Genomic DNA, 24,334 nt, shown 5'->3' on the forward strand with positions numbered 1-24,334 from the left:
GGTGCACCGGGAACCCATCATGCCCATCATTATCGAATTGGATGTCATGCTCGCCCGCCGGAAAATGCGGTCCAAGGAACTCGCGGAACGCATCGGTATCACAGAGCAGAATGTCTCCCTTTTGAAATCCGGCAAGGTCAAGGGTGTCCGGTTCGACACGCTCGAAAAGATTTGCGAAGTGCTGGACTGCCAGCCGGGCGATATCCTGATCTATGAGAAACCGGAAACCTGAAGACAGCCCAAGGACGCATCACTGTTTCAAAATGCGAATTTCATCAGGCCGAATTACTCTGCCGCCTCCGCCGGCCCATATCCCAACTGCGCGTTCAACTTGCCGATCAGACCGACGGCTGCCTCGGCGATGACCGTTCCCGGCGGAAAGATCGCCGAAGCACCTGACCGGTAGAGCTCGTCGTAGTCCTGCGGTGGAACGACGCCGCCGACGACAATCATGATGTCCTCCCGTCCCTCGTCAGCAAGTGCTTTCTTCAGCGCCGGAACAAGGGTCAGGTGCCCTGCGGCCAATGAGGAAACGCCGACCACGTGAACATCGTTTTCGACCGCCTGACGGGCAGCCTCTTCCGGTGTCTGGAACAGTGGGCCGATATCGACGTCGAAGCCGAGATCGGCAAAGGCTGACGCGATCACCTTCTGGCCCCGGTCATGACCGTCCTGACCCATCTTGGCAACAAGAATTCGCGGTCGACGGCCGTCGTTGTCTTCAAACCCCTCGACCAGCTTCTGAACCTTCTCCATTGTGCCGGACATGGCTCCCGCCTCTCGTTTGTAAACCCCGGCAATCGACTTGATTTCTGCCTTGTGCCGGTCGAATACCTTTTCCATGGCAAGCGAGATCTCGCCGACAGTCGCCATGGCGCGCGCCGCCTTGACCGACAGGTCCAGGAGATTCCCGTCTCCAGTCTGGGCGCAATTTGTCAGGGCGTCCAGCGCGGCCTGTGTTTCGCTCTCGTTTCGCTCTTGCCTCAAACGGTTCAGCTTGTCGATCTGCGCGGCACGTACCTGGGCGTTGTCGACCTTCAGGACGTCGATCGCCTCTTCGCTCTCCGGCTTGTATTTGTTGACACCGACAACAGTCTGGTTGCCGCTGTCAATTCGCGCCTGGGTCTTGGCAGCCGCCTCCTCGATCCTGAGTTTGGGAATGCCTTTCTCTATGGCCTTGGCCATACCGCCGAGTTCCTCGACTTCGCGGATATGGGACATGGCCTTTTCAGCCAGGTCCGACGTCAGTTTTTCGACGTAGTATGACCCGCCCCACGGATCGATGACCTGGGTAGTGCCGCTTTCCTGTTGCAGGAACAGCTGGGTATTGCGGGCAATCCGGGCGGAAAAGTCGGTCGGCAGGGCCAGCGCCTCATCGAGTGCGTTGGTATGCAGGGATTGCGTGTGCCCCTGGGTCGCTGCCATCGCCTCGATGCAGGTCCTGATGACATTGTTGAAAACGTCCTGCGCGGTCAACGACCAGCCGGAGGTCTGGGAATGGGTTCGAAGGGACAGGGACTTGGGATTCTTCGGCTGGAAGTTCTCCTGCATGAGCGTAGCCCAGATCAGCCGTGCCGCGCGCAGCTTGGCTACTTCCATGAAGAAATTCATGCCGATTGCCCAGAAGAACGACAGGCGCGGTGCGAACTGGTCGATATCCATACCGGCCGCGACCCCGGCACGGGCATACTCGATGCCGTCGGCGATGGTGTAGGCGAGCTCCAGATCGGCAGTCGCGCCAGCTTCCTGCATGTGATAGCCGGAAATCGAGATGGAATTGAACCGCGGCATGTTCTGCGACGTGAACTTGAAGATGTCGGAAATGATCCGCATCGAGTGCTGCGGCGGGTAGATATAGGTGTTGCGGACCATGAACTCCTTCAGAATGTCGTTCTGGATCGTTCCGGACAGGTCCTTTTGCGCGACACCCTGTTCTTCCGCAGCCACGATATAAAGCGCCAGAACAGGCAGAACCGCGCCATTCATGGTCATCGACACGCTCATCTTGTCCAGCGGAATACCGGAAAAGAGCGTGCGCATGTCGTAGATTGAATCGATTGCCACTCCGGCCATGCCGACATCGCCGGCAACACGCGGGTGATCACTGTCGTAACCACGGTGCGTGGCCAGGTCGAAGGCAACAGAGAGGCCCTTTTGTCCCGCCGCGAGATTGCGCCGGTAGAAGGCGTTGGAATCCTCGGCCGTCGAGAACCCCGCATACTGACGGACGGTCCATGGCTGCTGGACATACATGGTCGGATAGGGTCCGCGCAGGAACGGCGGCAATCCGGGCCAGGTATCGAGATGGGTGAGCCCGTCCAGATCCCCGGCGCGGTAGACCGGAGGTACCTGGATATCTTCGGGTGTCAGCCAACTGTCTTTCGACTGTGCGTCGGCTTCCCCCAGGACATTCTGGAACGGCTTTTCCGAGTAGTTCGGGATCCTGCTCATGATCGAACCTCCAGATCTGAGTTTTCGACGCCAGCAGCCCCGGCCAGCCGGGCGTGTGCGTCCTTCAGCAGCTCAAGAAGGTCGCAACCTGCAAATAGAAATGCATCAACTCCGGCATTCTTCAGTTCAGATTCGCGTTCCCCTGGACGACCGGCCAGATAAACATGATTTGCACCGGCGCCCTTAAGGGCCATCGCTGCCGGCCCCGCTTCGGTTTCGTAAATACCGTCAGATGAGACAAGGCAGGCCAGGGAAGCGCCGCTGTCCTTGAATGCGGCGATCATGTCATCTTGAGACGCGTATTCTGCCGGTGCGACCGTTGATATTCCACCGGCAGCAAAAGCATTTGCCGTCCATGTCGCCCTGGCGGTGAATTGCGCAAGCGCACCGAGGCTTGCCAGGAAAACGACAGGTGCTTTGGAGGTCTTGTCTTCAAATCGGTCTGCTACCAGCCGGAGTTGCTCGAACGGCTCGGCCAGACGCACTTCGCCGGGCCCTGACGTTTCAAGGTCGGACTGATCCAGCAAACCGGGCAAGGACAGGCCCGCCAGGGCTGCCGCTTTAAGAGCAAGCGTTCGCGCACCGGTGCCGGCCTCCGGCAGTTCGGACAAGGACGCAACATTCTTTTCGCAGTGGTGGACAGAAACATCTTCAAGAACAGGCACGGGAGCTTCGGAAAGGCTGGGAAATTCGCTCACACCGGTGATGGGACGTTTTCTGCGCGCAACGTTTCTGCTCAATACGGATTTTGATGAAGCTATTCGCTTCTGCACAAGTCCTTGATGCAACGCCTCGGCAAGTCCACCGCTTGCTTCGATTTCCTGAAAGAACCCCCAAGCTGCCGCACACAGTTTTTCCGTCCTGTCCTCGATCGCGCCTGAGCCTGCTGCCGGGTCGATGACTTTCGCAAGATTGCTTTCTTCCAGAAGAATTGCCTGTGTGTTCCGGGCAAGCCGCCGTGCGAGACCGTCCGGCAGACCAACAGCCAGCGTGTGCGGCAACACGCAAACACTGTCAGCGCCACCTATTCCGGCGGCAAAGGTGGCTACGGTGTTTCTGAGAAGGTTCACCCAGGGATCGCGTGCCGTGAGCATTCTATAGGAACTCGACATGTGCAGCTGCACAGCCGTTTGCGGTAGCCCTGCCCCGTCCAGAACACACGACCAGAGCGCCCGGATGGCGCGTGCCTTCGCAATTGTCCCGAACTGATCCGCATCTGCGACCAGCGTCAGGGACATTTGATCCGACCAACGCTCCGGCGGGACCGTTGTCTGCTCCAGCAACCTCAGCTGCGCAGTTGCCGAAGCCAGAACGAGGCCGAGCTCCTGCGCCGGAGTTGCTCCTGCATTGTGCCAGGCCTGACCGTCTGAATTCAGCGACCGAAGGCGGCTCTCGAGTTTGGAAGCCGCGTTGGCGAGGTCAGCCGTCTGCAGCAACGCGGCATCGGCGTCAAAGGAAGCCGACAGATCACGAGCACCCGATGTGAACGGGTCGAATGCCGACGAAATCTCCACGGATGCCGGATCGGTGCCGGTTTTTTCGATGTAAGCGGACAAGAGGGCAATTGCGTCACAACTCCCCTGCCCGGCGTTGACCCTGGTTCGGATCAGGTCAAGCTGCACACCTCCGAGCAGCTTGTCCAGATCCTTCAAATCTGATGCCCGGATACCACCACCGGCATTTGCACGAGCCAAAACCAGCTCGATGCCGTCCGCCCCTCCTTCAAGGTCTTCCAGGATCTGTTTGTTGGCCTTGTCAGGATCCGGAAGATCCACGCGTTGAGTGACCGTCCAGTTTCCTGCACCGGACCGCAGATCGCGCACAGGCGTATCACTGCGGCGCGCGTAAAGTGGCGCAATTTCGAGATCATCGTCGGTTGAAGCAAAAAGCTTCTGTCTCGGCATGCCCTTCAAGGCCTTGTCCACGGACGCCCACCACGTCTCTTCGTCGACAGAGTAGAAGCTATCCGGTCCGGTAAAACTCAGCGTCATTGCAATAGTCTCCCTTGAGCCAAGTTTTAGTCCTCGCCCGGGAAGCTTGGCAACTCAGCATAAAGGGTTAGGTCTGAAAATCGGATGTTGGACTTGCGGCAAACCCTCACATCGCCGCGCATGCGATCGCGGTGAACCGTGATGATTCGTTGCCATCGAACCAAAAGCGCAAATTGTGCGCATTGCCAATTTCAGCTCCAGACAAAAAAAACAATACGCAAAACAGGTCTGCAGCGGCAAAAATGTAGGCATATTGTCAATTTATTGGCGCAATTCGCAAACTTTGCCAGTTTTCCCTATTGGTACGATCATCAATTGTATTGTAGCGTTATCAGGCCGACGCATGGGGAAATATACCCCCCCAACAAAAATGTGCGGCACCGGGCTTTGATCTTTATCCAAAACGGGCAGGACAAAGTCAGAACTTAACCCATCAGCGGCGTGAGTGGATAATTCCATTGCGATCGCAAGCGCGCGGCAAATTTAGTCGCCAAGGATGTGCACAATGCTTGATCAAACGGAATTGAAGAGCAAGCTGAGAGCTATCTCAGAGGCAAATGCGGCCCACCATGTTCTCGATATACTGGAATCCAATCTACGCCGCATGGGGGCGACACATATTCTGATCACCGGCCTTCCGATGCCGAACCGGCCGATTGACAACCTTGTCCAGCGGTTTCGTTGGCCCGATCAGCGCAATGACGGCATCGAAAGCACGTCATTATCGGCAAATGACAGCGCCCTGATGCTTGGCCTCGGATCGAACCGGGCCCGGGTCTGGACGATCAGTGCCGGCGACATGGAACATTCCGACCTCCTCGCCTCGGCAGGTGAAGGCAGTCAGATCGTCGTGGTTCCGGTAACAGAACTTTATCCGTTCCAGGCGTTCGTTTTCGCAAGCGGTCCGTCACTGCAGGTGAACAAGTACGATCTGGCAAATCTGGAAGTTCTGTCGGCTGCCGCGTTCTCCCGGCTTCGTGAACTCGGTGTCATTTCAGGCCAGCGGCCCGGCGCGCTCTCGAACCGCGAACGCAGGGTTCTCGAATTGACCGCCTACGGCAAGACAGCAGGCGAAATCGCTGACGTGCTGGATATTTCGCAAAGAACCGTCCACGCCCATCTTCAAAATGCCAGCGTGAAACTGAACGCGTCGAACAAGACCCATACGGTTGTCGAAGCGCTGCGATACGGACAGATCAGCGTCTGATTGCTTCGCTTGCTCGATGTGAACAACATAACGTTGGCAGGCGGCATACCGCGATGAATTACAAAAAGGCGCGTCATTGACGCGCCTTTCACTATTCGGGTCTTTGCCGTTTCTGATCAGTAGGTCATCATCGCCGGCAGCTCTTTTGCCTGCTCGACCCATTTCGTCACCTGGCTTTCACTCGGAACCTGACGAACAAGTTTCTTTTCCTCGTTCACTTCGCTCATCTTGGTGGCCAGGTTGGCCGCATTGCGGTGTTTCAATTCCTTCACGGTATCGACACCAGCCGCTTCGAGCAGCTCGGAATATTCCTCACCAACACCGCTGATCCGCATCAGGTCGGCCATGTTGGCCCACTTCAGGATTCGCTTGCCGTCGATTCCGGTATCCTTTTCCAGCGCCTTGCGTCCGCTCGGGTCCTTTGCGCGTTCAAGATATGCTTCCGTCGTCTTGATGCCCAATTCACTCAGTTTCGCTGCGTAAGTCGGGCCGATGCCCTCGATTTCATCGATCGAATAAGACATGCGCACTGAACTCCCTATAAGACCGGCGGTCGAACCCTGGGGCAGTTAGACGACTTGGCTCAACCCCGGAATTTGTGAAATAACTTCATCCACAACGTCGTCCCCTGCTTTTTCCTTAGCATAGGAAACCAGTTCTTTCACAACACTTTGAATTCCGCCCATGTCGAGGCCTGCACCGTTCAACTCGCTGAGCGCTGCCATGGCGCCCATCTTGCCACCCATCATGTTGCCCAGACCACCCATCAGACCACCGCCCGATCCTGCGTCCTGGCGGCCCGCCACAAGTTCCGCAGCGCCCGGCAAGGCGTCAAATATGAGCTTCATCTTGTCTTCGGGGCCCTCTTTATTGAGGAAATTCAGAATGATGCCGACTGCGTTTGTCGCCAGGTCTTTGTCAATTCCGGCTGCCGACATTACACGGCTGACGAGCTCTTCCATACTGTTCTCCAGCTTGCGATGAATTCTTGTGGTCCGGGTTCGGACACGCTGCCCGGCGTTTCTATATATGCAATTGCCGATCGACGTCGACCGGACACTGCATCACGGGCGCGCTTTTTTTCAGGGCCTTTGCTAGATTTGTGGAAAGTGTGAAGGATTCGGGGGATACCGTGACGGCAAAGAACAGCATTTACATTGGCGCCAGCGCCAAGGACGAAACACTGGCGCTGAAACTTGCCAATCGGCACGGCTTGATCGCGGGCGCCACCGGCACCGGTAAAACCGTTTCGCTTCAGATACTCGCCGAAGGATTCTCAAAAGCTGGCGTGCCGGTGTTCTGCGCCGACATCAAGGGAGATCTGTCAGGGCTCGCCGCAAAAGGGGTATCCAAGGACTTTCTTGAAAAACGAGCCAGAGACATCGGCATCTCGGAGTCCTACACTTATGAGGCGTTTCCCGCCGTGTTCTGGGATTTGCTCGGCGAACAGGGACACCCGATCCGGACCACTGTCTCTGAAATCGGACCGTTGCTTCTGTCGCGCCTTCTGGAGCTGAACGATACCCAGGAAGGCGTTCTGAACGTCCTCTTCGAACTGGCTGACGACGAAGGGCTGTTGCTGCTTGATCTGAAGGACCTGCGCGCCATGCTGGCTCATGTGGCCGAACGTGCGTCCGAATTGTCTACCCTCTATGGAAATGTCTCCAAGGCATCGATTGGAGCAATCCAGCGCCGGTTGCTCGTTCTGGAGCGGCAGGGAGGCGAGAATTTCTTCGGCGAACCGGCGCTTGATATCCGGGACTTCATCCGGGTCGGGCCGGATGGCCGCGGTGTCGTCAACGTTCTCGCTGCAAACAAGCTGATGACATCGCCCAGGCTCTACGCTGTCTTTCTCTTGTGGCTTCTGTCGGAACTCTTCGAGGAACTGCCCGAAATCGGTGACCCGGAAAAACCCAAACTGGTCTTCTTCTTTGACGAAGCCCATCTGCTGTTCAGTGGTGCGCCAAAAGCTCTAGTCGAAAAAGTTGAGCAGGTCGTGCGCCTGATCCGTTCCAAGGGCGTCGGTGTTTACTTCGTGACCCAGAACCCGCTCGACATTCCCGAGACTGTTCTGGCGCAGCTCGGCAACCGGATCCAGCACGCACTGCGCGCATTTACGCCGCGCGATCAGAAAGCGGTGAGAGCGGCGGCGGAAACATTCAGGCCGAACCCCGATCTCAACACCGAACGCGTCATAACCGAACTGGGCGTCGGTGAAGCCCTGGTCTCGACACTTGAAGGAAAGGGAATTCCTTCGATCGTTCAACGGACATTGATCCGTCCCCCCTCTTCCCGGCTTGGGCCCATCACGCAGGCGGAGCGGCGCAGCCTTATCCAATCAAGCGCGGTGTTCGGCGTCTACGAGCGGGCCAAGGACAGAAAATCAGCCTATGAAATCCTGATGAGCCGCGCTGAGGAAGAGCAGCGCCAGGAGCAGCGCAGCCGCGACAAGGAAGAAAAGCACGCCCGCAAACATGGCGAGCCCCGACGCTCCCGGTCCGGCTTTGAATTGCCGGATTTCGGCCGCGACGACCGTCCGAAAAAAGACAGCATCGACAGACGCTCGCGACGCAGAAGCCAGCGGGATACGGTTCTGGAAGCTGGACTGAAGTCTGCTGCCAGAAGCCTCGGAAGCTCCTTGGGCCGTGCGCTTGTTCGTGGTCTGATGGGATCCCTGAAACGCGGAAACTGAGACGCATGGCCGACAACCGGGACACCGAACGCAACGCCCTGACCGTCGGCAAGTGGGCAAATCTGTTCATGGCATTTGCCGGCGTCCTGACAGCCTGGCTCTCAAGATCCGACGCCATGATGGTGGATGGGCTTTATTCAGCGGTCAATTTCGTTTCCGCCATTGCTGCCGCGCGCATCGGAGCCCGGGTCGGATTGCCGCCAACCCGCAGCCGCCCATGGGGTCACGATTTCGACGAAGTACTCTACGTCACCTTCAGAAGCCTCATTCTTGTTGGTATTCTGGTGTTTGCAGCTGTTGTATCAGGCCTCAAGATCTGGACTTTCTTCACCGGCGGAGAGGTACCAGAACTGGTGTTCGGACCGATCGTTTTCTACTCGGTCGGAATTGTGATTATCTGCCTCGCGCTGGCATTCAATTACCACCGCGCCTACAAAGCGACAGGCAAGCGCAGCGCTCTTTTGAAAACCGAATCCAAAGCCGCGATGATAGACGGTGCGCTCAGTGTTGGCGCGGGCGCTGCACTTCTGTCACTGCCCTTTCTGGAAGACACGCCACTCGGTCCATATGTACCGATCGGAGACGCGGTCATCGTGCTTGTTTTGATACTGGCGATTATCTGGCAACCAATGGCAACATTCCGCAAGACACTCGCGGACCTGGCCGGGGTCAGCGCGCCGGGTGACACATACGCCAAGGTCTTGCGCGCGGCACGCGATCTCGCGCGCGAAAAGGGCTTCCGGCTTCAACGGGCAGCTGTGCTGCAGGCCGGGCGCATGCACTATGCCGCCGTTTATATCGACCCTGAAAAGCCTGTTCTCGCAATGGAGATTGACGAATTTCAATCCGAACTTTCCGAGCGGCTTGAAAACTTGATTGGACCGACCCGTGCCGAAGTCATCGTGACGGCCCGCGGTCAACTCCCCGCCTCTCAAACGCTTCTTCCAAAAAACGGTTGAAACCGATTGCGCTTCGCGCACGCTTGTGGCCTGTTAGGGCATTCTGACAGGCCAATTATGTTCCGGCCTCACCTATCTGTTCCAAATTCAAGGATCCGTCATGAGTTCCATCGACAAGGTCTTGGCGCGCATTGAGTCCAACTTCGAATCCAGCCTCGACCGCCTGTTCGATCTTCTCAAGATCAAGAGCATTTCCACCGACCCCGAATTCGCCGCCCCGTGCCGTGAAGCAGCCGATTGGCTCGCCCTCGAGCTGAATTCGATCGGATTTGAAGCGTCCGTGAGGGATACCGCCGGTCATCCAATGGTGGTGGGTCACCGCAAGTCGGGAAAACCCGGACCTCACGTATTGTTTTACGGCCATTACGATGTTCAGCCCGTCGATCCGCTGGAACTCTGGGAGCAGGACCCGTTCGAGCCGAAAATCAAGACCCGTGAAGATGGCAGCAAGGTCATCGTTGCCCGGGGCTCTTCGGACGACAAGGGGCAGTTGATGACATTTGTCGAAGCCGCGCGTGCCTACATCGAAGAGACCGGAGATCTGCCGATCGACGTCACGATCCTGTTCGAGGGTGAGGAAGAATCCGGTTCTCCTTCCCTGGAACCGTTTCTCAAATCACACAAGGAGGAACTCTCCTGCGATCTCGCACTTGTTTGCGATACCGGCATGTGGGACGCAGAGACGCCTGCCATTGCCGTGATGCTGCGCGGTATGGTGGGAGATGAGATCATTGTAAAGGCGGCAAGCCGTGATCTTCATTCGGGCATGTATGGCGGTTCCGCTCAAAACCCGAATCACATCGTCGCGGCAATTATCGCAGGTCTTCACGACGACAATGGAAAAGTCACGCTGCCGGGTTTTTATGACGGTGTGATTGAGCTGCCGGAAGATGTCAGCAAAATGTGGGATGGACTCGGATTTTCCGTCGAGGAATTTCTCGGAGAAGTCGGCCTGAAGTACCCACGCGGTGAAAACGATCGCAAACCGCTGGAACACCTCTGGTCCCGCCCGACTGTCGAGGTCAACGGCATGTGGGGTGGCTACCAGGGTGCAGGATCAAAAACCGTCATTCCCGCACAAGCCCATGCCAAGTTCACATTCCGCCTCGTTGGCGATCAGGATCCGGACAAGATCCAGGCATCTTTCCGCGACTATGTCCGCTCCAAGGTGCCCGCGGATTGTTCGGTCGATTTCATTGCCAAGGAAGGCAGCCCTGCCCTCAGGCTCGACTTCAAGATGCCTGCTCTGGAGAAAGGCGAAATCGCCTTGAAGAAAGAGTGGGGCAAGGACGCTGCACTTACCGGAATGGGCGGCTCCATTCCAATCGTTGGTGATTTCAAGCGCATGCTTGGCATGGACACGCTGATGATCGGATACGGGCTGGAAGACGACCAGATCCATTCGCCGAACGAAAAATATAACCTGACCAGCTTCCACAAGGGCATTCGCTCCTGGGCGCGGGTTCTGGATGAATTGTCGAAGAACTAGAGACCGGTCACTTCCGTGCTCCAAATGGTTTTTTACAGGAAAAACACATGAAATCCATCTGCGTCTTTTGTGGTTCCAGTTTCGGCGCGCGCGATATTTATGCCGACGCGGCCAGGGACACCGGCCGCGTTATCGCCGAAAACGGCTATCGGCTCGTCTATGGTGGTGCCAAGGTCGGATTGATGGGTACTGTTGCCGACGCCGCGCTTGCGGCAGGTGGTGAAGTCGTCGGTGTACTGCCCAAGGCCTTGCAGAACAAGGAAATCGGTCACGAAGGCCTCGACGAACTCCACCTCGTCGGCTCAATGCATGAGCGCAAGGCCTTGATGGCCGATCTTTCCGACAGTTTCATCGCCTTGCCCGGCGGCGCGGGAACTCTTGAGGAGATTTTCGAAGTCTGGACCTGGGGACAGCTCGGCTATCATCAAAAACCTTGCGGCTTCCTGAATGTTGAAGGCTACTACGATCACCTGATCGCCTTTCTCGACCACCAGACTGGCGAGCAATTCACGAAACAGGTGATGCGCGACATGGTCCAGATCGCCGAGACGCCGGAAGCATTGATCGACCTGTTCAAGGGCTACGAACCTCCAAGCACACCAAAGTGGATCAAGAAGGACGAAACCTGAGCCATTGTTGACGAACCTCAAGGTCCGGTGCCGACTTTCCACAGCACCGGGCTTTGCAATTGCAAAAAAATCCTGAGTTGTTAAACCCTTGTAAGCACCGTGCGCAAAGCACGGCCTTCAATAATTTATGTGTGTCTTGTCTATGTGTCTTCGTTTTTTGAATGCCATACCGGTTATGGCCGCCATTGCCGTATCAGCCTGTTCACCTTCAGCTGACTTCGATGGGACTACGGGTCGACTGGTCCAGACTTCAAACGTGACCCTCGTTCAGATTACCGAGGACAATGTCGGTGGCATCACGCCCCAGACCCGTTACGGTTCGAAAGCGATCGAATCCGCACTGCCCGGCTTTACCACCGAAGGTATTCAGACGGCAGTTGAAAACAAGACCGAATGGGCGCTTGCGGCCTTCAACACCGACGGCTTCCAGGTCCTGCAGGTGTTCAAGGGGCAAAACGGCAAGATCAGATCCGTTCACGGCGTGACCCATCACCTTCAGGGTCCCAACGGAGAACGCATCGGCATGACGTTTTCAGATATCGGTACAAACCGCTCCAAATGCCGGGCCGGCAAGAACCTTTGGCGCGGCATGGCAATCTGCGACTCGACCGGCCATCCGAATGTCGAACTCGTTTATGCCATTCCCGGCTACCAGGGCCCTTTCGACCGCCTGCCCCCATCCAAGGAGCTGCGCAGTGCTGAGCTTCAACGTATTCTGTGGACGCCGAAGAGCTAAATTCAGGACGGGAACAGGTTGCTGAATTCGAGAATCGAACCATTCGCCATCTGTCAAATTCAGCCAAGGAAACCTGAAGCATTCAATTTGTTTGACACCTGTTTTTCAAGCCAAACAGGTAGTCGTGATCAGTAAATTTCTCTATGTATTCATAATCATGAACTTGCAGGAAGCTTTTGATTTCCTCAAGATCGAAGGTTTCAATCAGAATATACTCAAAAGAATACCTGTCAAAATCTATGCCTTTGAGTACAGACAGTTCGCCACCTTCCACATCCAGTGAAAACAGGTTGATCAAACTGGGAGCACCCACCTCGTCCAGGATGCTTGTCAGCGTGCGGGCTGCCGCGCCGAAAACGATGGTTTCCTCTCCTTTTCTGAGGAACCGTGAACCCACGGCAATATGGTCCTGTTTGTTCAAATGACTTGTTTCGGGAATAGTCATGAGATTGCCGTAGCTCAGTTCCACAAATTTGCCCGAGAAATTTTCATCCACGACTGCCGCAAAACAGTAGTCATTTGTTTCCGACCTGTTTTTTCTGCACTCAAAATACTTGTGCGGTATCGCTTCAATCAACAATCCGCGCCATCCATACTTTTCTTCAAGCAACATGGTGTTGGACTGAGAAACGCCGTCATTGGCACCCAATTCAATAAAGTAGCCACCATCGTGGGAAATGTACTTGAGTACTTTCCTGTCCAGCTTGCTTGGTGAGTAGGACAATTCTTCCGGAGTTCCGAAAAGCGACTTGAGATGCGCGCGGAAGCGTTCCTTGACATATCGCCCGAAACCAAACATCGCTCACCCCTTGTTCTTACGTTCCATCGCAATCTAGCTCCGGATTATTCGGTTCGCTGAAAGTGACCCCACAGTCGAACGGCACCCTTGCATGCCACCATCTACCGGCTTCCGGCCGCCTCGTAAACCTTGCTTCGGAACGTCCTCAACAATTGAGACACCACACTGTTTCGCGCAAACGCGACATGGTCTCATGCGGCCTGGAACTCCTTTTCAAAACATCGAGGAAATTGTTCAAATCGGAAGTGACCGGTCCGCGCGGAGTAAACCTGCCGATGTCGGCACTTTCAGCGCTCAGCCGCCCTTGACCCAAAAGGCACCGTGACCTTTGCCGAATCCTGGTTTAAGCCTTTGACATGACTGCACAGCCAAAAATACTTGATCCTCAATTGCTCGCCGAGGAGCTGAAATCGGGCAAACGCGCCGCTTTGGCGCGTGCGATCACATTGGTGGAATCGAAAAGGGCCGAGCATCGTCACCTGGCGCATCAGCTCATTCAGGACCTGCTGCCGTTGACGGGAAAGGCGTTTCGGATCGGCATCACGGGTGTACCGGGCGTCGGCAAGTCGACGACCATCGACACGCTAGGCTCCAAACTGACGGCCGCCGAGCACAAGGTGGCTGTCCTGGCCGTCGACCCCTCGTCGACGCGCACAGGCGGCTCGATCCTTGGCGACAAGACCCGAATGGCACGGCTCGCAACCGACCCGGGCGCCTATATCCGCCCCTCCCCCTCCGCCGGAACCCTTGGCGGCGTTGCCGCGAAAACACGCGAGACCATGCTCCTGTGCGAGGCGGCCGGTTTCGATGTCATCCTGGTTGAAACGGTCGGTATCGGCCAGTCGGAAACGACGGTCGCCGACATGGTCGATTTCTTTCTGGTCTTGATGCTGCCCGGCGCCGGCGACGAACTGCAGGGCATCAAGAAGGGTGTTCTGGAAATTGCCGACATGATCGCCGTCAACAAGGCGGACGGAGATGGCGCCCTGCGCGCGCGCTCTGCCGCCTCCGACTACCGGGCGGCTCTCCACATTCTGGCACCGAAATCGCCAAACTGGATTCCTCCGGTCATCACGATCTCGGGCCTCGCGAACGAGGGTCTTGATACACTGTGGGCACAGACCGGGCTCTACAGGGAACGCATGCAGGCCAGCGGTGAATGGCAGGAAAAACGCAGCCGTCAGCAAGTCGCCTGGATGTGGGATCTGTTGCAGCAACGCATGACGGCAGCACTCAGAACCAACCGGAAAACCGCCGAGCGTCTGAATGTCCTCGAAGAGTGCGTGCGGGACGGAACAACGGCTGTTTCATTGGCGGTCGATGAACTGGCAGAACTCATGGGACTGAAAGAATGAAGAACACCCGCAAGACTGTTCTTGTGACCGGTTTTTCACCATTTCCAGGTGCTCCGGTCAATCCGACCCAACGTCTCATGAAGCGTCTTCCCCTGAGGCTCGGAGGACATCAGTCCGGTGTCGAATTCGTCTTTCACGTCCTGCCGACAACCTGGGCGGCACGGCAGCAAGTCACAGCAAAATTGCGCAATGACATCGGACCGGACGCCATCGTGCATTTCGGTGTCGACGGAACGCGCCGAACCATGAATATCGAAACCCGCGCAGTCAATCGTGCGACACGCGTGCGGCCTGATGCGGCAGGTCAGTCTCCGTGCAGGCCAGAGCTCATGAATGAAAACGAGTGGACCAGATCGTCCACCTTGCCTGCCCGCGCCCTTCGCGATGCGGCCCGTGCCGCCGGTGCCCCTGCCGAGCTCTCGACGGACGCCGGGACTTATCTTTGCAACGCAACGCTGTGGGACTCCATCGAGTCCGCCATTCCGAGCATATTCGTGCATGTACCATCGCTTCCCAGGGGCAAGAGAGATACGAGGCCTGCTTATCCGGTTATTGAGGAAGCTGCCGTCAGGCTGCTGAAGGAGACCGCAAGAAGGCTCCAGTAAGCCCTCATCCGGTAGCCCAAACAAAACCGGTTTCTTGAAGGTTATTGTCGATCAAATTTCGAGGCAACGGCGCTGCAGTCTTGGCAGACTGACTGCTGAATTTCACCACCCGGAAGCCATGCAGCCCGCATTTGCCTGTCAGAGCCCAGTTTCGGGACGCTGCATTTTCTGTGAGAAAGTCAGACCCGGGTGGGCCGGACTTCTAATCTGGCAAACCCGCTTTTCGAAACAGCTCCCAATATTCCGATTTCTCCACCGGATCCATGAAGGGTGAGTTTCGCATGTGTGAAGACAGCCTGAAGTCCGGGAATTCCTTCAGTATTTCATCAGCGTACCGTTGCGCCTCTTCCCATTGGCCCAAATGACCATGTGCAGCGATCAGGATACGCCGGATCGACGCGCTGGTCTGATAAACCGCCAGAGCCTTCTTGCTCGCTACGATTGCCTTTTCGTGTTCACCGGCAACTTCAAGGACAAAGGCCGCGTTCCAGTGATACCAAACCGGGTGGTACGGGTTTTGACGCACCGCCCTTTCGATCCAATCCAACGCCTCCTTGTCGCGGTTCATGAAGCCAAGCAGTGTCGCCATACGCACCATCATGTCAGCATCGTTCGGGTTGATCTCCAGCCCCTTCGCAAGATTGGCCAGAGCCTGTGTGTGATCTTGATCCGCATAGAGATCGATCTGGCTCAAAGCATGGTAGGCCTGGTAGCTGCTATTATCCAGGGCGATCGCTCGGGCGGCAGAGGCTCGAGCCTGCCGCAACGCCTCATCCAGGTCTTCAGCAAGCGAATGCCGCCACAGCAGCAAGTCATTCTTTGCCTTAAGCGAATGGGCAAGTGTGAAATCCGGGCTCAGGGCAATGGCGCGATCAAGTAATTCATTTGCCGCGTTCAGCCCATCTCGATCAACAGGCGGTGGCTCGGACCGCAATACCAGCTCATATGCCGTCAGGTCCTCAGGCGTCACAGACCTGGCCCATTGCGATGTGGCCAATTCGACCCGTTGGACAAGCGTCGTGGCAATACGCGAACTCAATTCATTCTGCACCGCCAGCACATTCGAGCGCGACAAGGTGTATTCCTCAGCCCAGACCACCTTGCCATTCGTGGTGTCTGTAAGTTGTGCCGTGATTAACAGCTGTTCCTGGACTGGTTGCACATCCCCGGTGAGCAGATAGCGCACGCCGAGGTCGCTCGCGATTTCTTTCAGTAGCTTTTTGCTGGAACGGTACTGGAAGGCCGAATAGCTGGAGACAACAAAAAGCCCTTCGAATCTGGACAGGTTTGTCGTGATCGACTTCGACACTCCATCCGTAAAAAAGGCCTGAGATTGGTCATCACTGATATGCTCAAACGGCAAGACCGCAATCGACGGGCGTGAAGGCATCCCAGAGGGTCGTAACAGCGCCATCCATGTCGCGACAAGCGCTATCACGACCAGCACCGCGAGGGCGGAGGCTGGCAGAAGCCAACGCGAATTCACGCGAGATGCGGTTTCAGGCTCCGATTGTGTTGGCACCAGTTTGTATCCGACACGCGGTACCGTTTGAATGATTGAGTGGCCTTCGTCCCCGATCGCTCGGCGGATATCGGCAATACACTGGATCAGGCTGTCGTCCGTGACATGTGTCGCACCCCAGGCTGACGCGATTAAATCATTTTTGGATACTGTCTCGCCTTTGTTGTTGGCAAGGACACCCAGAACCGCCAGAGACTGAGGTCTCAGCGGCAGGTCCTGGCCTTGCGCATCAATCAAACGGCGCGCCCCGCGGTCAAATCGCACAGACCCGAGCATCAGGAATGAGCGCTGAGAATCGTCCATGCGTCCCCGGAAATGTGGAAATACTCAACCAGTCATAGCGGATTTCAGGTGATTTCAGGAAGCTGAAAACGAATATTCAGGACGAAGGCGGCGGGAAACCGGGATCTTGTCTGCGTTGAAGTTCGGTTCACTGGTGAACCGGGCGTGAATGCGGAGATCGATATCATGAAGAAACTCATTGCCTTTGTCTTGGCTCTGGTCCCAATGGCGGCATCAGCAGCAGAAAAGTTCGAAGCAACGAACACATACGTCACCGAGACCCAATTGTGGCCTATTGACGAGTCCTCAGGCTACTGGATGGTAAAATTCCAAGGGGTCAGCCAAGTGACCGAAGGGCCTATTGAATCAATGGCCGTCGAATGCCACGGCGCAGGATTTTGGGGCTCTAAGGGACTTGCGGGAAACGGCATCTGCATGCATGGCGATGGCGAGGATACGTTCATACTGCGCTTCGATACCGAACCGAACGGCAATACCTGGCAAATCCTGAGCGGATCCGGCAGGTATCAGGATCTTTCCGGTGCCGGCACTGCCATAACGGAAGCGCTCCCGGGAAATCGGCGCATTACGAAACTCGTCGGAGACGTCACTCTCGGTGATTAGGCAGGCCCTGGCCGGTCTATCGCGATTGCAGTTCGTCAACGCGGGGATTTAGACACCTGTGTCGGCTGTCGCGTTGCCCGGAGAGACAGTAAGCTCTTCCAGTTTTCACCTCCTCCTGGTGAGCGACGAGTATCCGTCCGGATGCGCTGATCCATCCGGTGGGCTCCAAGGGGCCGTTTGTGCGCAGACCGGTCAAACCTTTCTTCTTCAGGTCGGGAGGGTCCGTTCGTGAAGCGCGTTCACGTCTTCACCCGGTAGAGGAGCCACTCCACCTGCCGGATGCAATCCATTGCCATCTCACCGGAAAGGCCGGCACGTCCGAGAACCCTGAGACCGAAATAGGCGGACAGGATGCCACGCGCCGTTTCTCGCGCCTCTTTCTCACCAGCGGACCCGTCATCTGTCACTGCCTGGAAGAAAGCGTTTTCCAGCCGGTGAACCATGGCTTGCAGCTTGCTTTCGGCCTCGCCTCCTTCGGCTGCCTTGTCAATCAGTGCGTTACAGAGAAAACAGCCCAGCCGGTCACCGTCCCTTTTCACCGCATCCGCAACCATGGCGAACAGGCCGAGTATCCTTTCCCGGCCGGTTCCCTGTCCGCTATCGCCCAGATAGGACACTGTTCCGCTGATGACCTTGCTGTTGTATCGGTCGAGCGATGCCAGATAGACCGACTGTTTGTCCTGAAAGGCCTTGTAAAAGGATCCTTTGGTGATTTCCATCGCGGCAAGAAGTTCTGTCAGCGACGCTTCCTCATAACCAACATCCCAGAAAAGGCCCATGGCCTTGTCCATCGCTTCTTCAGGGTCGAATTCACGTGGTCTTGCCATTCTTTGTCCTCGGCACCTCTTCACGAAAGGCTCACCAGAACCTCACGCGCTTGTGTTTTGTACCGATTGGTTCCTAACCATATGTTCATTTCACCGGCACGGGGTGGGCAGCTCTGTTCAGTTTGGAACCGAATGGTACCGAAAAACTCCTGTCAGCGCAAACCCTGCCGTGCCGGCCAAAATTCAACGCCTGTTTCAGGCAGACTCCTGGGAGAGTTTTATATGCTTAAGAACATGATCCGCGGCTCTGTTGCTGCTCTTGTCGTTGTCTCCGGTCTCGTTTCCAGCGCCTTCGGTGCAGGGTTCGACGTAAATGCCACAATCACCGGTCTTGCCCTGCGTGGAGTTGACCCGGTTACCTACTTCACCAACGGCGCTCCTCAGGACGGCGATTTCTCCATCACCGAGGTCCATAACGGTGCAACCTACCGTTTCGTTTCAGAAGCCAACCGGGATCTCTTCAAGCAGAACCCGGAAAAGTACCTTCCGGCATATGGCGGCTTCTGCGCTTTCGGCACGGCCATGGGCGTCAAGGTGGACGGCGACCCGGATCTCTGGAAAATCGTTGACGGCAAGCTTTACCTGAACCTGTCCGAGAGCATTCAGGAACGCTGGAACAAGGATATCCCCGGTTTCGTCAAGTCCGCTGACGATAACTGGACCAGCATCGAAGAAACCGATCCGAGCGAACTTTAATCGGTCTGAATGCCCCCAAGGATCGATTAAACACCGGCCGGGACGCGTCCCGGCCGGTTTTCGCTTGCCTTTCAGGCCAGGTCTTTCCTTGCGACGTGGGAATGCATCACCGCGCCGCACGGCCTTGAGCCAAGATCCGCAGTCGACCGGGTCAATCTCGTCCCGATGCTTGTTTAGGAGCGAATTGTCAGGGCCAACGCCACAGTCTCAGCCAATCCGGCACATCCCTTGCTGATTTCAGGGTGAAAACCCGAACTGTTTCCCATCCTGGGACGGTCACAGCAAACGGCATTGCCAATGAGACGTGATTTTTCCAAACTGAGCCGCCGGTCGTTTCTTGCCGGGACAGCACTGTCTCTTTCCGGGACAGCAGCGATGGCACAAATGAAAGTTGCGGATCTGAGAGGCTCGATCGATTCAGCCGACCTTGGCCTTTTGCCCAATGCCTCCGACGACCAGACTGCCCAGTTCCAGAACGCCGTCAATCGGGCCGTTGATCGCGGTCGCGCCCTCTTTCTGCCGGCCGGCACCTATCCGGTTGCCAATCTGCGCCTGCCCTCGGGCACATTGATCGTCGGCGTTCCGGGCCGCACCCGGCTCGTTTATCAGGGCGGCGGCGGCCAGCTTATCCGTGCGGAGGGTGTCAGCAACATCGGCATTCAAGGTGTCACCTTCGATGGCGCCAACCGGTCGATCGGCGATTTCACAGAGGGTCTGCTCCACTTTGTCGGTGTCCGCAATCTCGCGATCGAAAACTGTGATATCGCGGGCTCTTCGAAAATGGGAGTTGTCCTGGATCGTTGTTCGGGACGCGTCGAAAACTGCCGGATTTACGGCGCGGCCGAGGCCGGACTGCGCTCGAACGAAGCCGATGGACTGGCGATAACCGGCAATACGATCACCGATTGCGCCAATGGCGGCATCTGGGTGCACCGCTGGCGTGAAGGTGAAGACGGCACCATTGTGTCGGGCAACCGGGTTGAACGCATTGGCGCCCGCTATGGTGGCACAGGCCAGTTCGGCAACGGCATCAACGTGTTCAGGGCCCACGGCGTGATGATCTCCAACAATCGCATCACAGACTGCGCATTTTCAGCTATACGCTCAAACACGGGATCCAATGTTCAAATCCTCGGCAATTCCTGTCTGCGGTCCGGCGAATGTGCGATCTATTCGGAATTCAATTTTCAAGGCGCGGTAATTGCGAACAACATCGTCGACGGTGGCACGACCGGTATTTCCATCGCCAATTTCATGGATGGCGGCCGTATGTCCGTCTGTTCCGGAAACATCATCCGCAACATCTCCGAAGACGGTCCATACCCACCGGAGGTTTCAGGTTTCGGCATTGGCATTGCCGCTGAAGCCGACACGACACTGACCGGCAACGTCATTGAAGGAGCTCCCAAATTCGGCATGCTTCTGGGTTGGGGGCCTTACATGCGCAATATCGTTGCATCCCAGAACATTCTGCGTGACTGCGGAACCGGCATAGCCGTGACTGTCGTTGACGGAGCAGGCCCGGCGGCCATCACGAACAACATCGTCCAGGGCTCGGAACGTGGTGCGATAAAGGGCTATCGCTGGCTGGAACCTGCAACAGGCGAACTGAACAATTCAGCCCGTCATGCCAATCTGACGATCACGGGAAACCAGGTGAGCGCTTGAGCATCAGGTTTCAGGCAAGGCAAAACGCAGGGACAGACAGGAGAGCCCACCGTCGACCTTGCGCGCCTCGTGGGTCGGCAGAACCACGGTTTTGAAGCCTTCTTGCTGAATCGCTTCAAGTGTCTTCGGAAAACCTTCCGGAACCAGGACGACGTCGTTCACCCGGATGACATTGGCGGCATATTCCTCACCGTCCGGAACGACAACGACCTTCCGCTCTCCGAAAAAGCCGCTTGCCGCCATGACTTTCGTTGCCAGGATGACGTCGTCGCCAAGTGTGGAGCAGGCGGTTTTGAAATGCAGTACACCGTCCGGCGTCTCGCAAACCCGGGCATCATAGCCCCAATCCGCCAGAATGCCGGCGAAGGCCCCTGCTCCCGTGCGGTTCGTTCGAGCCGACAGGCCGATCAGGACAACATCATCGAGCATCAATACGTCGCCGCCGTCGACAAAGCCATCACCTGGCAATTCGACCACCTCGGCGAAACGGGCTTCGAGAGCACGCCGGATTTCCCTGCCCTCTCCTTCACGGCTGGCTGTCCCAGGCCGAAGCTGGACTGCACCTGAGGGCAGGCAGAATGCCGGATCCTCGACAAAACAGCTGTCAGGATAGTTTTCAAGCGGAGGCAATACGTCAACCTCTAGACCCGCCTCTTGCAGAGCGCGGACATATTGCTCATGTTCCTCCCGAAATCTTGCACCGCTCGGATCACCGCTGTCGACAGCCCGGATCCCGCTCGCAACGCTGTCAGACGGCGTACGCGTGATTGCATGGGTAAAACGGAAAGACAGACCAGGGCGGGGCGTCATAGGGAAACTCCAGTGAAATCGACGAGCAAAGAAACATCCATCCGCAAGGCGAAATTGCAAGACGCTGCCGTTCTCAAACGTTGCATCGAACGGGCCTATGCACCGGTAAAAGCACGGTTGAGCGACCTGCCGGACGTTTCAGCCGGTCTGGAAGAAGACATCGCGGCAAAAACGGTACTCGTTGCCGAGACAGGCGGCAAGACTTCCGGGTGTATCATCTTGAATCTCGATGGCGTTCCGGCCCAACTGGTGAACGTCGCCGTCGATCCCGACTTCAAGGGTCTGGGTCTGGGCAGGAAACTGATGGAGAAGGCTGAGGAATTCGCCTGCAGGAGCGGAGCGACAGCAATTCAGCTCGCAACTCATGTAAACCTGCCCGAGAATGTGTCTCTCTACAGTCACCTGGGTTGGAGTGAAACATTAAGAACCGGAAACAAGATTATGATGAAAAAGGATTTGTAGCCTTTTTCATTTGGCTTGTTTCAGGGCGGCCTTCAAAGCGGACAGAAACTCTTCGCCGGGTCTGATATGGCCAGCCTGAACACCCCGCCGGGTCAACACAGGCGGATTGACGAGATTGTCCATAAGAACAGCCTCGTCTTCATTCAGCTCCAGGGCAATTTCCAGAACAGTCGCCATCATGACTTCCGCAGCGCGCGTTGCGCCGTCGTCGCATTTGAGCGACACACCAAATCCGAGTTCGGGTATCGCGGCACAGAAAACACCTTCCGCGCCGGTTTTGACAAAGACCCGACCGCGGAAAGTTTCCATGACCCGGGTGCAGAAGCGATCCGCACCGGCCACCATGTAGGGCTCGTTGATGCAGGCGTCGTAGATCTGCCGGGCCGCGTCGGCACGAAGAGGTTCAAGCCCCTCTCCGGTTCCAAACGAAGCAAAGGCCCGCGCGAAGCTTCGTAGTGGTGAGGCATAGGTCGGTATGGAACAACCATCGGTTCCGCACACATCTTCAGTCAGCGTGTCGCCCGTCATCTGTTCCATCGCGAGGCGGACTTCGCGCTGCACCGGATGGTCCGGTTCGATGTAGCCGCGCGTATCGACCCCCATCGTCTTGGCCAGCCCCAGAAATCCTGCGTGTTTACCGGAACAGTTGTTGTGCAGGCCGCAGGGTACTTCGTCCGCGAGGATCAGCTTGGCGGCATCTTCCATTCGCTGCGGCCATTGCGGACCGCATTCCAGATCATCCTCGTTCAGCCCGGCTTTAAGCAGCATCACCCGGGCGGCGTTTGCGTGAATTTCCTCGCCATTGTGGGACGCACAGGCAAGCGACAATTCGGCATCGGTCAGATCAAGGGCTTCTGCGGCGCCCGATTCCACCAGCGGCAGCGCCTGTAGAGCCTTGATCGCAGAACGGGGATATACTCTGGCGTCGACATCGCCGATCCCGAAAACAAGATTCCCGCCGGTATCAACGACTGCCACGCTGCCACGATGCAGGCTCTCCGTCAGGTTTCCGCGTGTCACATCGACCAGAGCCGGATTGTCCATGAAGTTTCTCATCCTGATCAAATCGGTTGTTTGAGGCTATGCGGATTCGCCGCCTGCCGCAGTTAAAAATGCAGAGAGCCGCGCCAGGGCTTCGTCGATCACCCAGTCTTTTTTGCAGAAGCAGAACCGGATGTAACCGGTTGGCGCATCCGCACCATAAAAGGCGGAGACCGGGACAGCTGCAACGCCGGCCTGCTTCACGAGGACCTCGCAGACATCGACATCATTATCACCCAGACCAAGTTCTTCGAAACCGCAGGTCAGAAAGTAAGTCGCGGAGCAAGGAAGAACAGAAAATCCAAGTGCCTGGAGCCCCCTCGCCATCCGGTCGCGCTTCGCCTCCAGGTCCCGGGCCAGGTCCTGATAGTAGCTGTCGTCTTTCCTCAAACCATAAGCAACTGCCTGTTGCAGGTTTGGCGGTGTGGTGAATGTGACCCACTGGTGCGCCTTGGCAACCGGATCGATCAACCGGGCAGGACCCGTGACATAGCCGACCTTCCAGCCCGTCAGCGAAAAGGTTTTGCCTGCTGAACCGATACGGACCGTCCTCTCCCGCATTCCGTCCAATGCCATCAGGGGCCGGTGTGCTGCCCCGTCGAAAACAAGGTGTTCGTAAACTTCGTCACAGATCGCATAAGCGTCAAATTCGCGGCACAAGTCGGCAATGCACTGCAATTCCGCAGCGGAAAAAACCTTTGCCGTCGGGTTCATGGGATTGTTGATCAGGATTGCCTTGGTTCTTTCAGAGAAGGCGGCACGAAGCTTTTGCGTATCGAGCTGCCATTCCGGCGGGCTGACCCGAACACGCACGGGAATTCCACCTGCCCGCCTCACCAGAGGCAGATAACAGTCATAGAGCGGCTCGACCAGAACCACTTCATCTCCCGGTGACACGAGCGCCATGATGCAGTCCGCAAGCGCCTCGGTAGCCCCGGACGTCACCAGAACCTCGCTCTGTGCGTCGATCTCAAGTCCGTAGAATCGCCTGTTGCTCTCGGCAACCGCCTCGCGCAGGTCGGGCAGGCCCAGCATCGGCGGATACTGGTTCGGGCCGTCCATCAAGGTCCTGGCGGCCACTTCACGAATGTCGTCAGGTCCGTCCACATCGGGAAAACCCTGCCCGAGGTTGACGGCATTGTGAGCCTTCGCCAGCCGGGACATGGTTTCAAAAACAGTGGTTTCGATGCCGGTGAACACCGGATTTGTCGGCTTCATAACGTCTCCCGGAAGTGATTTCATTGGTTCTAATCGTCAGAAAGACGTCCGTCGAGTGTTTTCAGAGTGCAGGAACTCAGATGAAGACCGCCTCAACTGAGATCACCTGAATTTAATTCGGATAACACTTCCACAGATGCAACCGTCTAGTTGCATCGGCAACGCAGCGTCGAGACCAAATCGGACGACAACACATATGACAGCGTTCAACAATGCTGCACTTGTTTCACGATGCATGGCTGGTATTCGCGGCGAATCTTGCTGCGGCGCA

General features: G+C 56.7%; 23 protein-coding genes and 1 pseudogene. 13 read left to right on the forward strand and 11 right to left on the reverse strand.

The features are described 5' to 3' along the window. Positions 1–19 precede the first annotated feature (19 nt). Positions 20–232 (forward strand): helix-turn-helix domain-containing protein, encoded by a 213-nt coding sequence (locus LA5095_RS14995; protein WP_029061548.1) that lies wholly within the window; start codon positions 20–22, stop codon positions 230–232. Between the two features lie 53 nt (positions 233–285). Here LA5095_RS14995 and scpA read toward each other — a convergent pair whose 3' ends face one another. Further along, a complete protein-coding gene (scpA, locus tag LA5095_RS15000) occupies positions 286–2,451 on the reverse strand; it encodes a methylmalonyl-CoA mutase (RefSeq protein ID WP_055116260.1) in 2,166 nt (721 codons plus the stop codon). Beyond that, positions 2,448–4,442, reverse strand: coding sequence for a methylmalonyl-CoA mutase family protein (locus tag LA5095_RS15005; protein WP_055116262.1), 1,995 nt, complete (start codon positions 4,440–4,442; stop codon positions 2,448–2,450). Before LA5095_RS15005 ends, scpA begins: the two co-directional genes overlap by 4 nt. A gap of 505 nt (positions 4,443–4,947) precedes the next feature. Here LA5095_RS15005 and LA5095_RS33240 point away from each other — a divergent pair. Beyond that, positions 4,948–5,649, forward strand: coding sequence for a helix-turn-helix domain-containing protein (locus LA5095_RS33240; RefSeq protein ID WP_029061544.1), 702 nt, complete (start codon positions 4,948–4,950; stop codon positions 5,647–5,649). 116 nt (positions 5,650–5,765) lie between these two features. Here the strand turns inward: LA5095_RS33240 and LA5095_RS15015 are convergent, their stop codons facing one another. Continuing rightward, positions 5,766–6,173: a DUF4332 domain-containing protein gene (locus LA5095_RS15015; RefSeq protein ID WP_029061543.1), complete on the reverse strand. Its 408-nt coding sequence runs from the start codon at positions 6,171–6,173 to the stop codon at positions 5,766–5,768. A gap of 45 nt (positions 6,174–6,218) precedes the next feature. Continuing rightward, on the reverse strand, positions 6,219–6,692 hold the full coding sequence (locus LA5095_RS15020; RefSeq protein ID WP_306360701.1) for a DUF2780 domain-containing protein: 474 nt from the start codon (positions 6,690–6,692) through the stop codon (positions 6,219–6,221). A gap of 89 nt (positions 6,693–6,781) precedes the next feature. On the opposite strand from LA5095_RS15020, the gene LA5095_RS15025 reads away from it, so the two are divergent. The 5 genes from LA5095_RS15025 (at position 6,782) to LA5095_RS15045 (ending at position 12,154) form a co-directional block, all read left to right on the forward strand. Further along, positions 6,782–8,341, forward strand: coding sequence for a helicase HerA-like domain-containing protein (locus tag LA5095_RS15025; RefSeq protein WP_055116912.1), 1,560 nt, complete (start codon positions 6,782–6,784; stop codon positions 8,339–8,341). A gap of 5 nt (positions 8,342–8,346) precedes the next feature. Then, positions 8,347–9,300, forward strand: a complete 954-nt coding sequence (locus LA5095_RS15030) for a cation transporter (RefSeq protein WP_055116266.1) — start codon at positions 8,347–8,349, stop codon at positions 9,298–9,300. A 100-nt stretch (positions 9,301–9,400) separates the two neighbouring features. Beyond that, on the forward strand, positions 9,401–10,789 hold the full coding sequence (locus tag LA5095_RS15035) for a dipeptidase (RefSeq protein ID WP_055116268.1): 1,389 nt from the start codon (positions 9,401–9,403) through the stop codon (positions 10,787–10,789). Positions 10,790–10,836: 47 nt separating this feature from the next. After that, complete coding sequence (locus LA5095_RS15040; RefSeq protein WP_055116269.1) at positions 10,837–11,418, forward strand: LOG family protein; 582 nt, start codon at positions 10,837–10,839, stop codon at positions 11,416–11,418. Between the two features lie 256 nt (positions 11,419–11,674). Then, a complete protein-coding gene (locus LA5095_RS15045) occupies positions 11,675–12,154 on the forward strand; it encodes a DUF1131 family protein (protein WP_235808759.1) in 480 nt (159 codons plus the stop codon). Between the two features lie 82 nt (positions 12,155–12,236). On the opposite strand, the gene LA5095_RS15050 is transcribed toward LA5095_RS15045, so the two are convergent. Then, positions 12,237–12,953, reverse strand: coding sequence for an FkbM family methyltransferase (locus tag LA5095_RS15050; protein ID WP_055116273.1), 717 nt, complete (start codon positions 12,951–12,953; stop codon positions 12,237–12,239). 356 nt (positions 12,954–13,309) lie between these two features. Between LA5095_RS15050 and meaB the strand changes: the two genes are divergently transcribed. Both meaB and LA5095_RS15060 read left to right on the forward strand, forming a co-directional pair. Then, entirely contained in the window at positions 13,310–14,308 is a 999-nt protein-coding gene (meaB, locus tag LA5095_RS15055) for a methylmalonyl Co-A mutase-associated GTPase MeaB (RefSeq protein WP_055116275.1), read from the forward strand. Then, complete coding sequence (locus LA5095_RS15060) at positions 14,305–14,913, forward strand: pyroglutamyl-peptidase I (RefSeq protein WP_055116277.1); 609 nt, start codon at positions 14,305–14,307, stop codon at positions 14,911–14,913. Before meaB ends, LA5095_RS15060 begins: the two co-directional genes overlap by 4 nt. A 202-nt stretch (positions 14,914–15,115) precedes the next feature. Here LA5095_RS15060 and LA5095_RS15065 read toward each other — a convergent pair whose 3' ends face one another. Further along, positions 15,116–16,351, reverse strand: coding sequence for a tetratricopeptide repeat protein (locus tag LA5095_RS15065; RefSeq protein WP_235814784.1), 1,236 nt, complete (start codon positions 16,349–16,351; stop codon positions 15,116–15,118). A gap of 96 nt (positions 16,352–16,447) precedes the next feature. After that, positions 16,448–16,738, reverse strand: a pseudogene (locus LA5095_RS33525) (winged helix-turn-helix domain-containing protein); the annotation flags it as partial. Positions 16,739–16,903: 165 nt separating this feature from the next. On the opposite strand from LA5095_RS33525, the gene LA5095_RS15070 reads away from it, so the two are divergent. Continuing rightward, positions 16,904–17,341 carry a hypothetical protein gene (locus LA5095_RS15070; protein WP_144436002.1) on the forward strand — a complete coding sequence of 146 codons (438 nt, stop codon included), beginning with the start codon at positions 16,904–16,906 and terminating at the stop codon, positions 17,339–17,341. Between the two features lie 239 nt (positions 17,342–17,580). On the opposite strand, the gene LA5095_RS15075 is transcribed toward LA5095_RS15070, so the two are convergent. Next, positions 17,581–18,168: a TetR/AcrR family transcriptional regulator gene (locus LA5095_RS15075; RefSeq protein WP_055116283.1), complete on the reverse strand. Its 588-nt coding sequence runs from the start codon at positions 18,166–18,168 to the stop codon at positions 17,581–17,583. A gap of 222 nt (positions 18,169–18,390) precedes the next feature. Here LA5095_RS15075 and LA5095_RS15080 point away from each other — a divergent pair, with 222 nt between their 5' ends. Continuing rightward, the gene (locus LA5095_RS15080; RefSeq protein ID WP_082442417.1) at positions 18,391–18,864 is read left to right on the forward strand and encodes a YHS domain-containing (seleno)protein; all 474 of its coding nucleotides are present in this window, start codon (positions 18,391–18,393) and stop codon (positions 18,862–18,864) included. Positions 18,865–19,161: 297 nt separating this feature from the next. Continuing rightward, positions 19,162–20,532: a TIGR03808 family TAT-translocated repetitive protein gene (locus tag LA5095_RS15085; protein ID WP_055116285.1), complete on the forward strand. Its 1,371-nt coding sequence runs from the start codon at positions 19,162–19,164 to the stop codon at positions 20,530–20,532. A 3-nt stretch (positions 20,533–20,535) separates the two neighbouring features. Here LA5095_RS15085 and LA5095_RS15090 read toward each other — a convergent pair whose 3' ends face one another. After that, a complete protein-coding gene (locus LA5095_RS15090) occupies positions 20,536–21,342 on the reverse strand; it encodes a dimethylarginine dimethylaminohydrolase family protein (protein WP_055116287.1) in 807 nt (268 codons plus the stop codon). 12 nt (positions 21,343–21,354) lie between these two features. Between LA5095_RS15090 and LA5095_RS15095 the strand changes: the two genes are divergently transcribed. Continuing rightward, the gene (locus tag LA5095_RS15095; RefSeq protein WP_208992704.1) at positions 21,355–21,804 is read left to right on the forward strand and encodes a GNAT family N-acetyltransferase; all 450 of its coding nucleotides are present in this window, start codon (positions 21,355–21,357) and stop codon (positions 21,802–21,804) included. Positions 21,805–21,810: 6 nt separating this feature from the next. On the opposite strand, the gene LA5095_RS15100 is transcribed toward LA5095_RS15095, so the two are convergent. Both LA5095_RS15100 and LA5095_RS15105 read right to left on the reverse strand, forming a co-directional pair. Beyond that, positions 21,811–22,848: an asparaginase gene (locus LA5095_RS15100; RefSeq protein WP_055116289.1), complete on the reverse strand. Its 1,038-nt coding sequence runs from the start codon at positions 22,846–22,848 to the stop codon at positions 21,811–21,813. A 36-nt stretch (positions 22,849–22,884) separates the two neighbouring features. Further along, positions 22,885–24,063 carry an aminotransferase gene (locus tag LA5095_RS15105; RefSeq protein WP_055116291.1) on the reverse strand — a complete coding sequence of 393 codons (1,179 nt, stop codon included), beginning with the start codon at positions 24,061–24,063 and terminating at the stop codon, positions 22,885–22,887. Positions 24,064–24,334 lie beyond the last annotated feature (271 nt).

The organism is Roseibium album (assembly GCF_001404515.1).
Lineage (GTDB): Bacteria > Pseudomonadota > Alphaproteobacteria > Rhizobiales > Stappiaceae > Roseibium > Roseibium album.

Coding starts and splice junctions, on each gene's coding strand:
- LA5095_RS14995 (WP_029061548.1), top strand. CDS start 20: ATGCCCATCATTATCGAATTGGATGTCATGCTCGCCCGCCGGAAAATG.
- scpA (WP_055116260.1), bottom strand. CDS start 2,451: ATGAGCAGGATCCCGAACTACTCGGAAAAGCCGTTCCAGAATGTCCTG.
- LA5095_RS15005 (WP_055116262.1), bottom strand. CDS start 4,442: ATGACGCTGAGTTTTACCGGACCGGATAGCTTCTACTCTGTCGACGAA.
- LA5095_RS33240 (WP_029061544.1), top strand. CDS start 4,948: ATGCTTGATCAAACGGAATTGAAGAGCAAGCTGAGAGCTATCTCAGAG.
- LA5095_RS15015 (WP_029061543.1), bottom strand. CDS start 6,173: ATGTCTTATTCGATCGATGAAATCGAGGGCATCGGCCCGACTTACGCA.
- LA5095_RS15030 (WP_055116266.1), top strand. CDS start 8,347: ATGGCCGACAACCGGGACACCGAACGCAACGCCCTGACCGTCGGCAAG.
- LA5095_RS15035 (WP_055116268.1), top strand. CDS start 9,401: ATGAGTTCCATCGACAAGGTCTTGGCGCGCATTGAGTCCAACTTCGAA.
- LA5095_RS15040 (WP_055116269.1), top strand. CDS start 10,837: ATGAAATCCATCTGCGTCTTTTGTGGTTCCAGTTTCGGCGCGCGCGAT.
- LA5095_RS15050 (WP_055116273.1), bottom strand. CDS start 12,953: ATGTTTGGTTTCGGGCGATATGTCAAGGAACGCTTCCGCGCGCATCTC.
- meaB (WP_055116275.1), top strand. CDS start 13,310: ATGACTGCACAGCCAAAAATACTTGATCCTCAATTGCTCGCCGAGGAG.
- LA5095_RS15060 (WP_055116277.1), top strand. CDS start 14,305: ATGAAGAACACCCGCAAGACTGTTCTTGTGACCGGTTTTTCACCATTT.
- LA5095_RS15070 (WP_144436002.1), top strand. CDS start 16,904: ATGAAGAAACTCATTGCCTTTGTCTTGGCTCTGGTCCCAATGGCGGCA.
- LA5095_RS15075 (WP_055116283.1), bottom strand. CDS start 18,168: ATGGCAAGACCACGTGAATTCGACCCTGAAGAAGCGATGGACAAGGCC.
- LA5095_RS15080 (WP_082442417.1), top strand. CDS start 18,391: ATGCTTAAGAACATGATCCGCGGCTCTGTTGCTGCTCTTGTCGTTGTC.
- LA5095_RS15085 (WP_055116285.1), top strand. CDS start 19,162: ATGAGACGTGATTTTTCCAAACTGAGCCGCCGGTCGTTTCTTGCCGGG.
- LA5095_RS15090 (WP_055116287.1), bottom strand. CDS start 21,342: ATGACGCCCCGCCCTGGTCTGTCTTTCCGTTTTACCCATGCAATCACG.
- LA5095_RS15100 (WP_055116289.1), bottom strand. CDS start 22,848: ATGGACAATCCGGCTCTGGTCGATGTGACACGCGGAAACCTGACGGAG.
- LA5095_RS15105 (WP_055116291.1), bottom strand. CDS start 24,063: ATGAAGCCGACAAATCCGGTGTTCACCGGCATCGAAACCACTGTTTTT.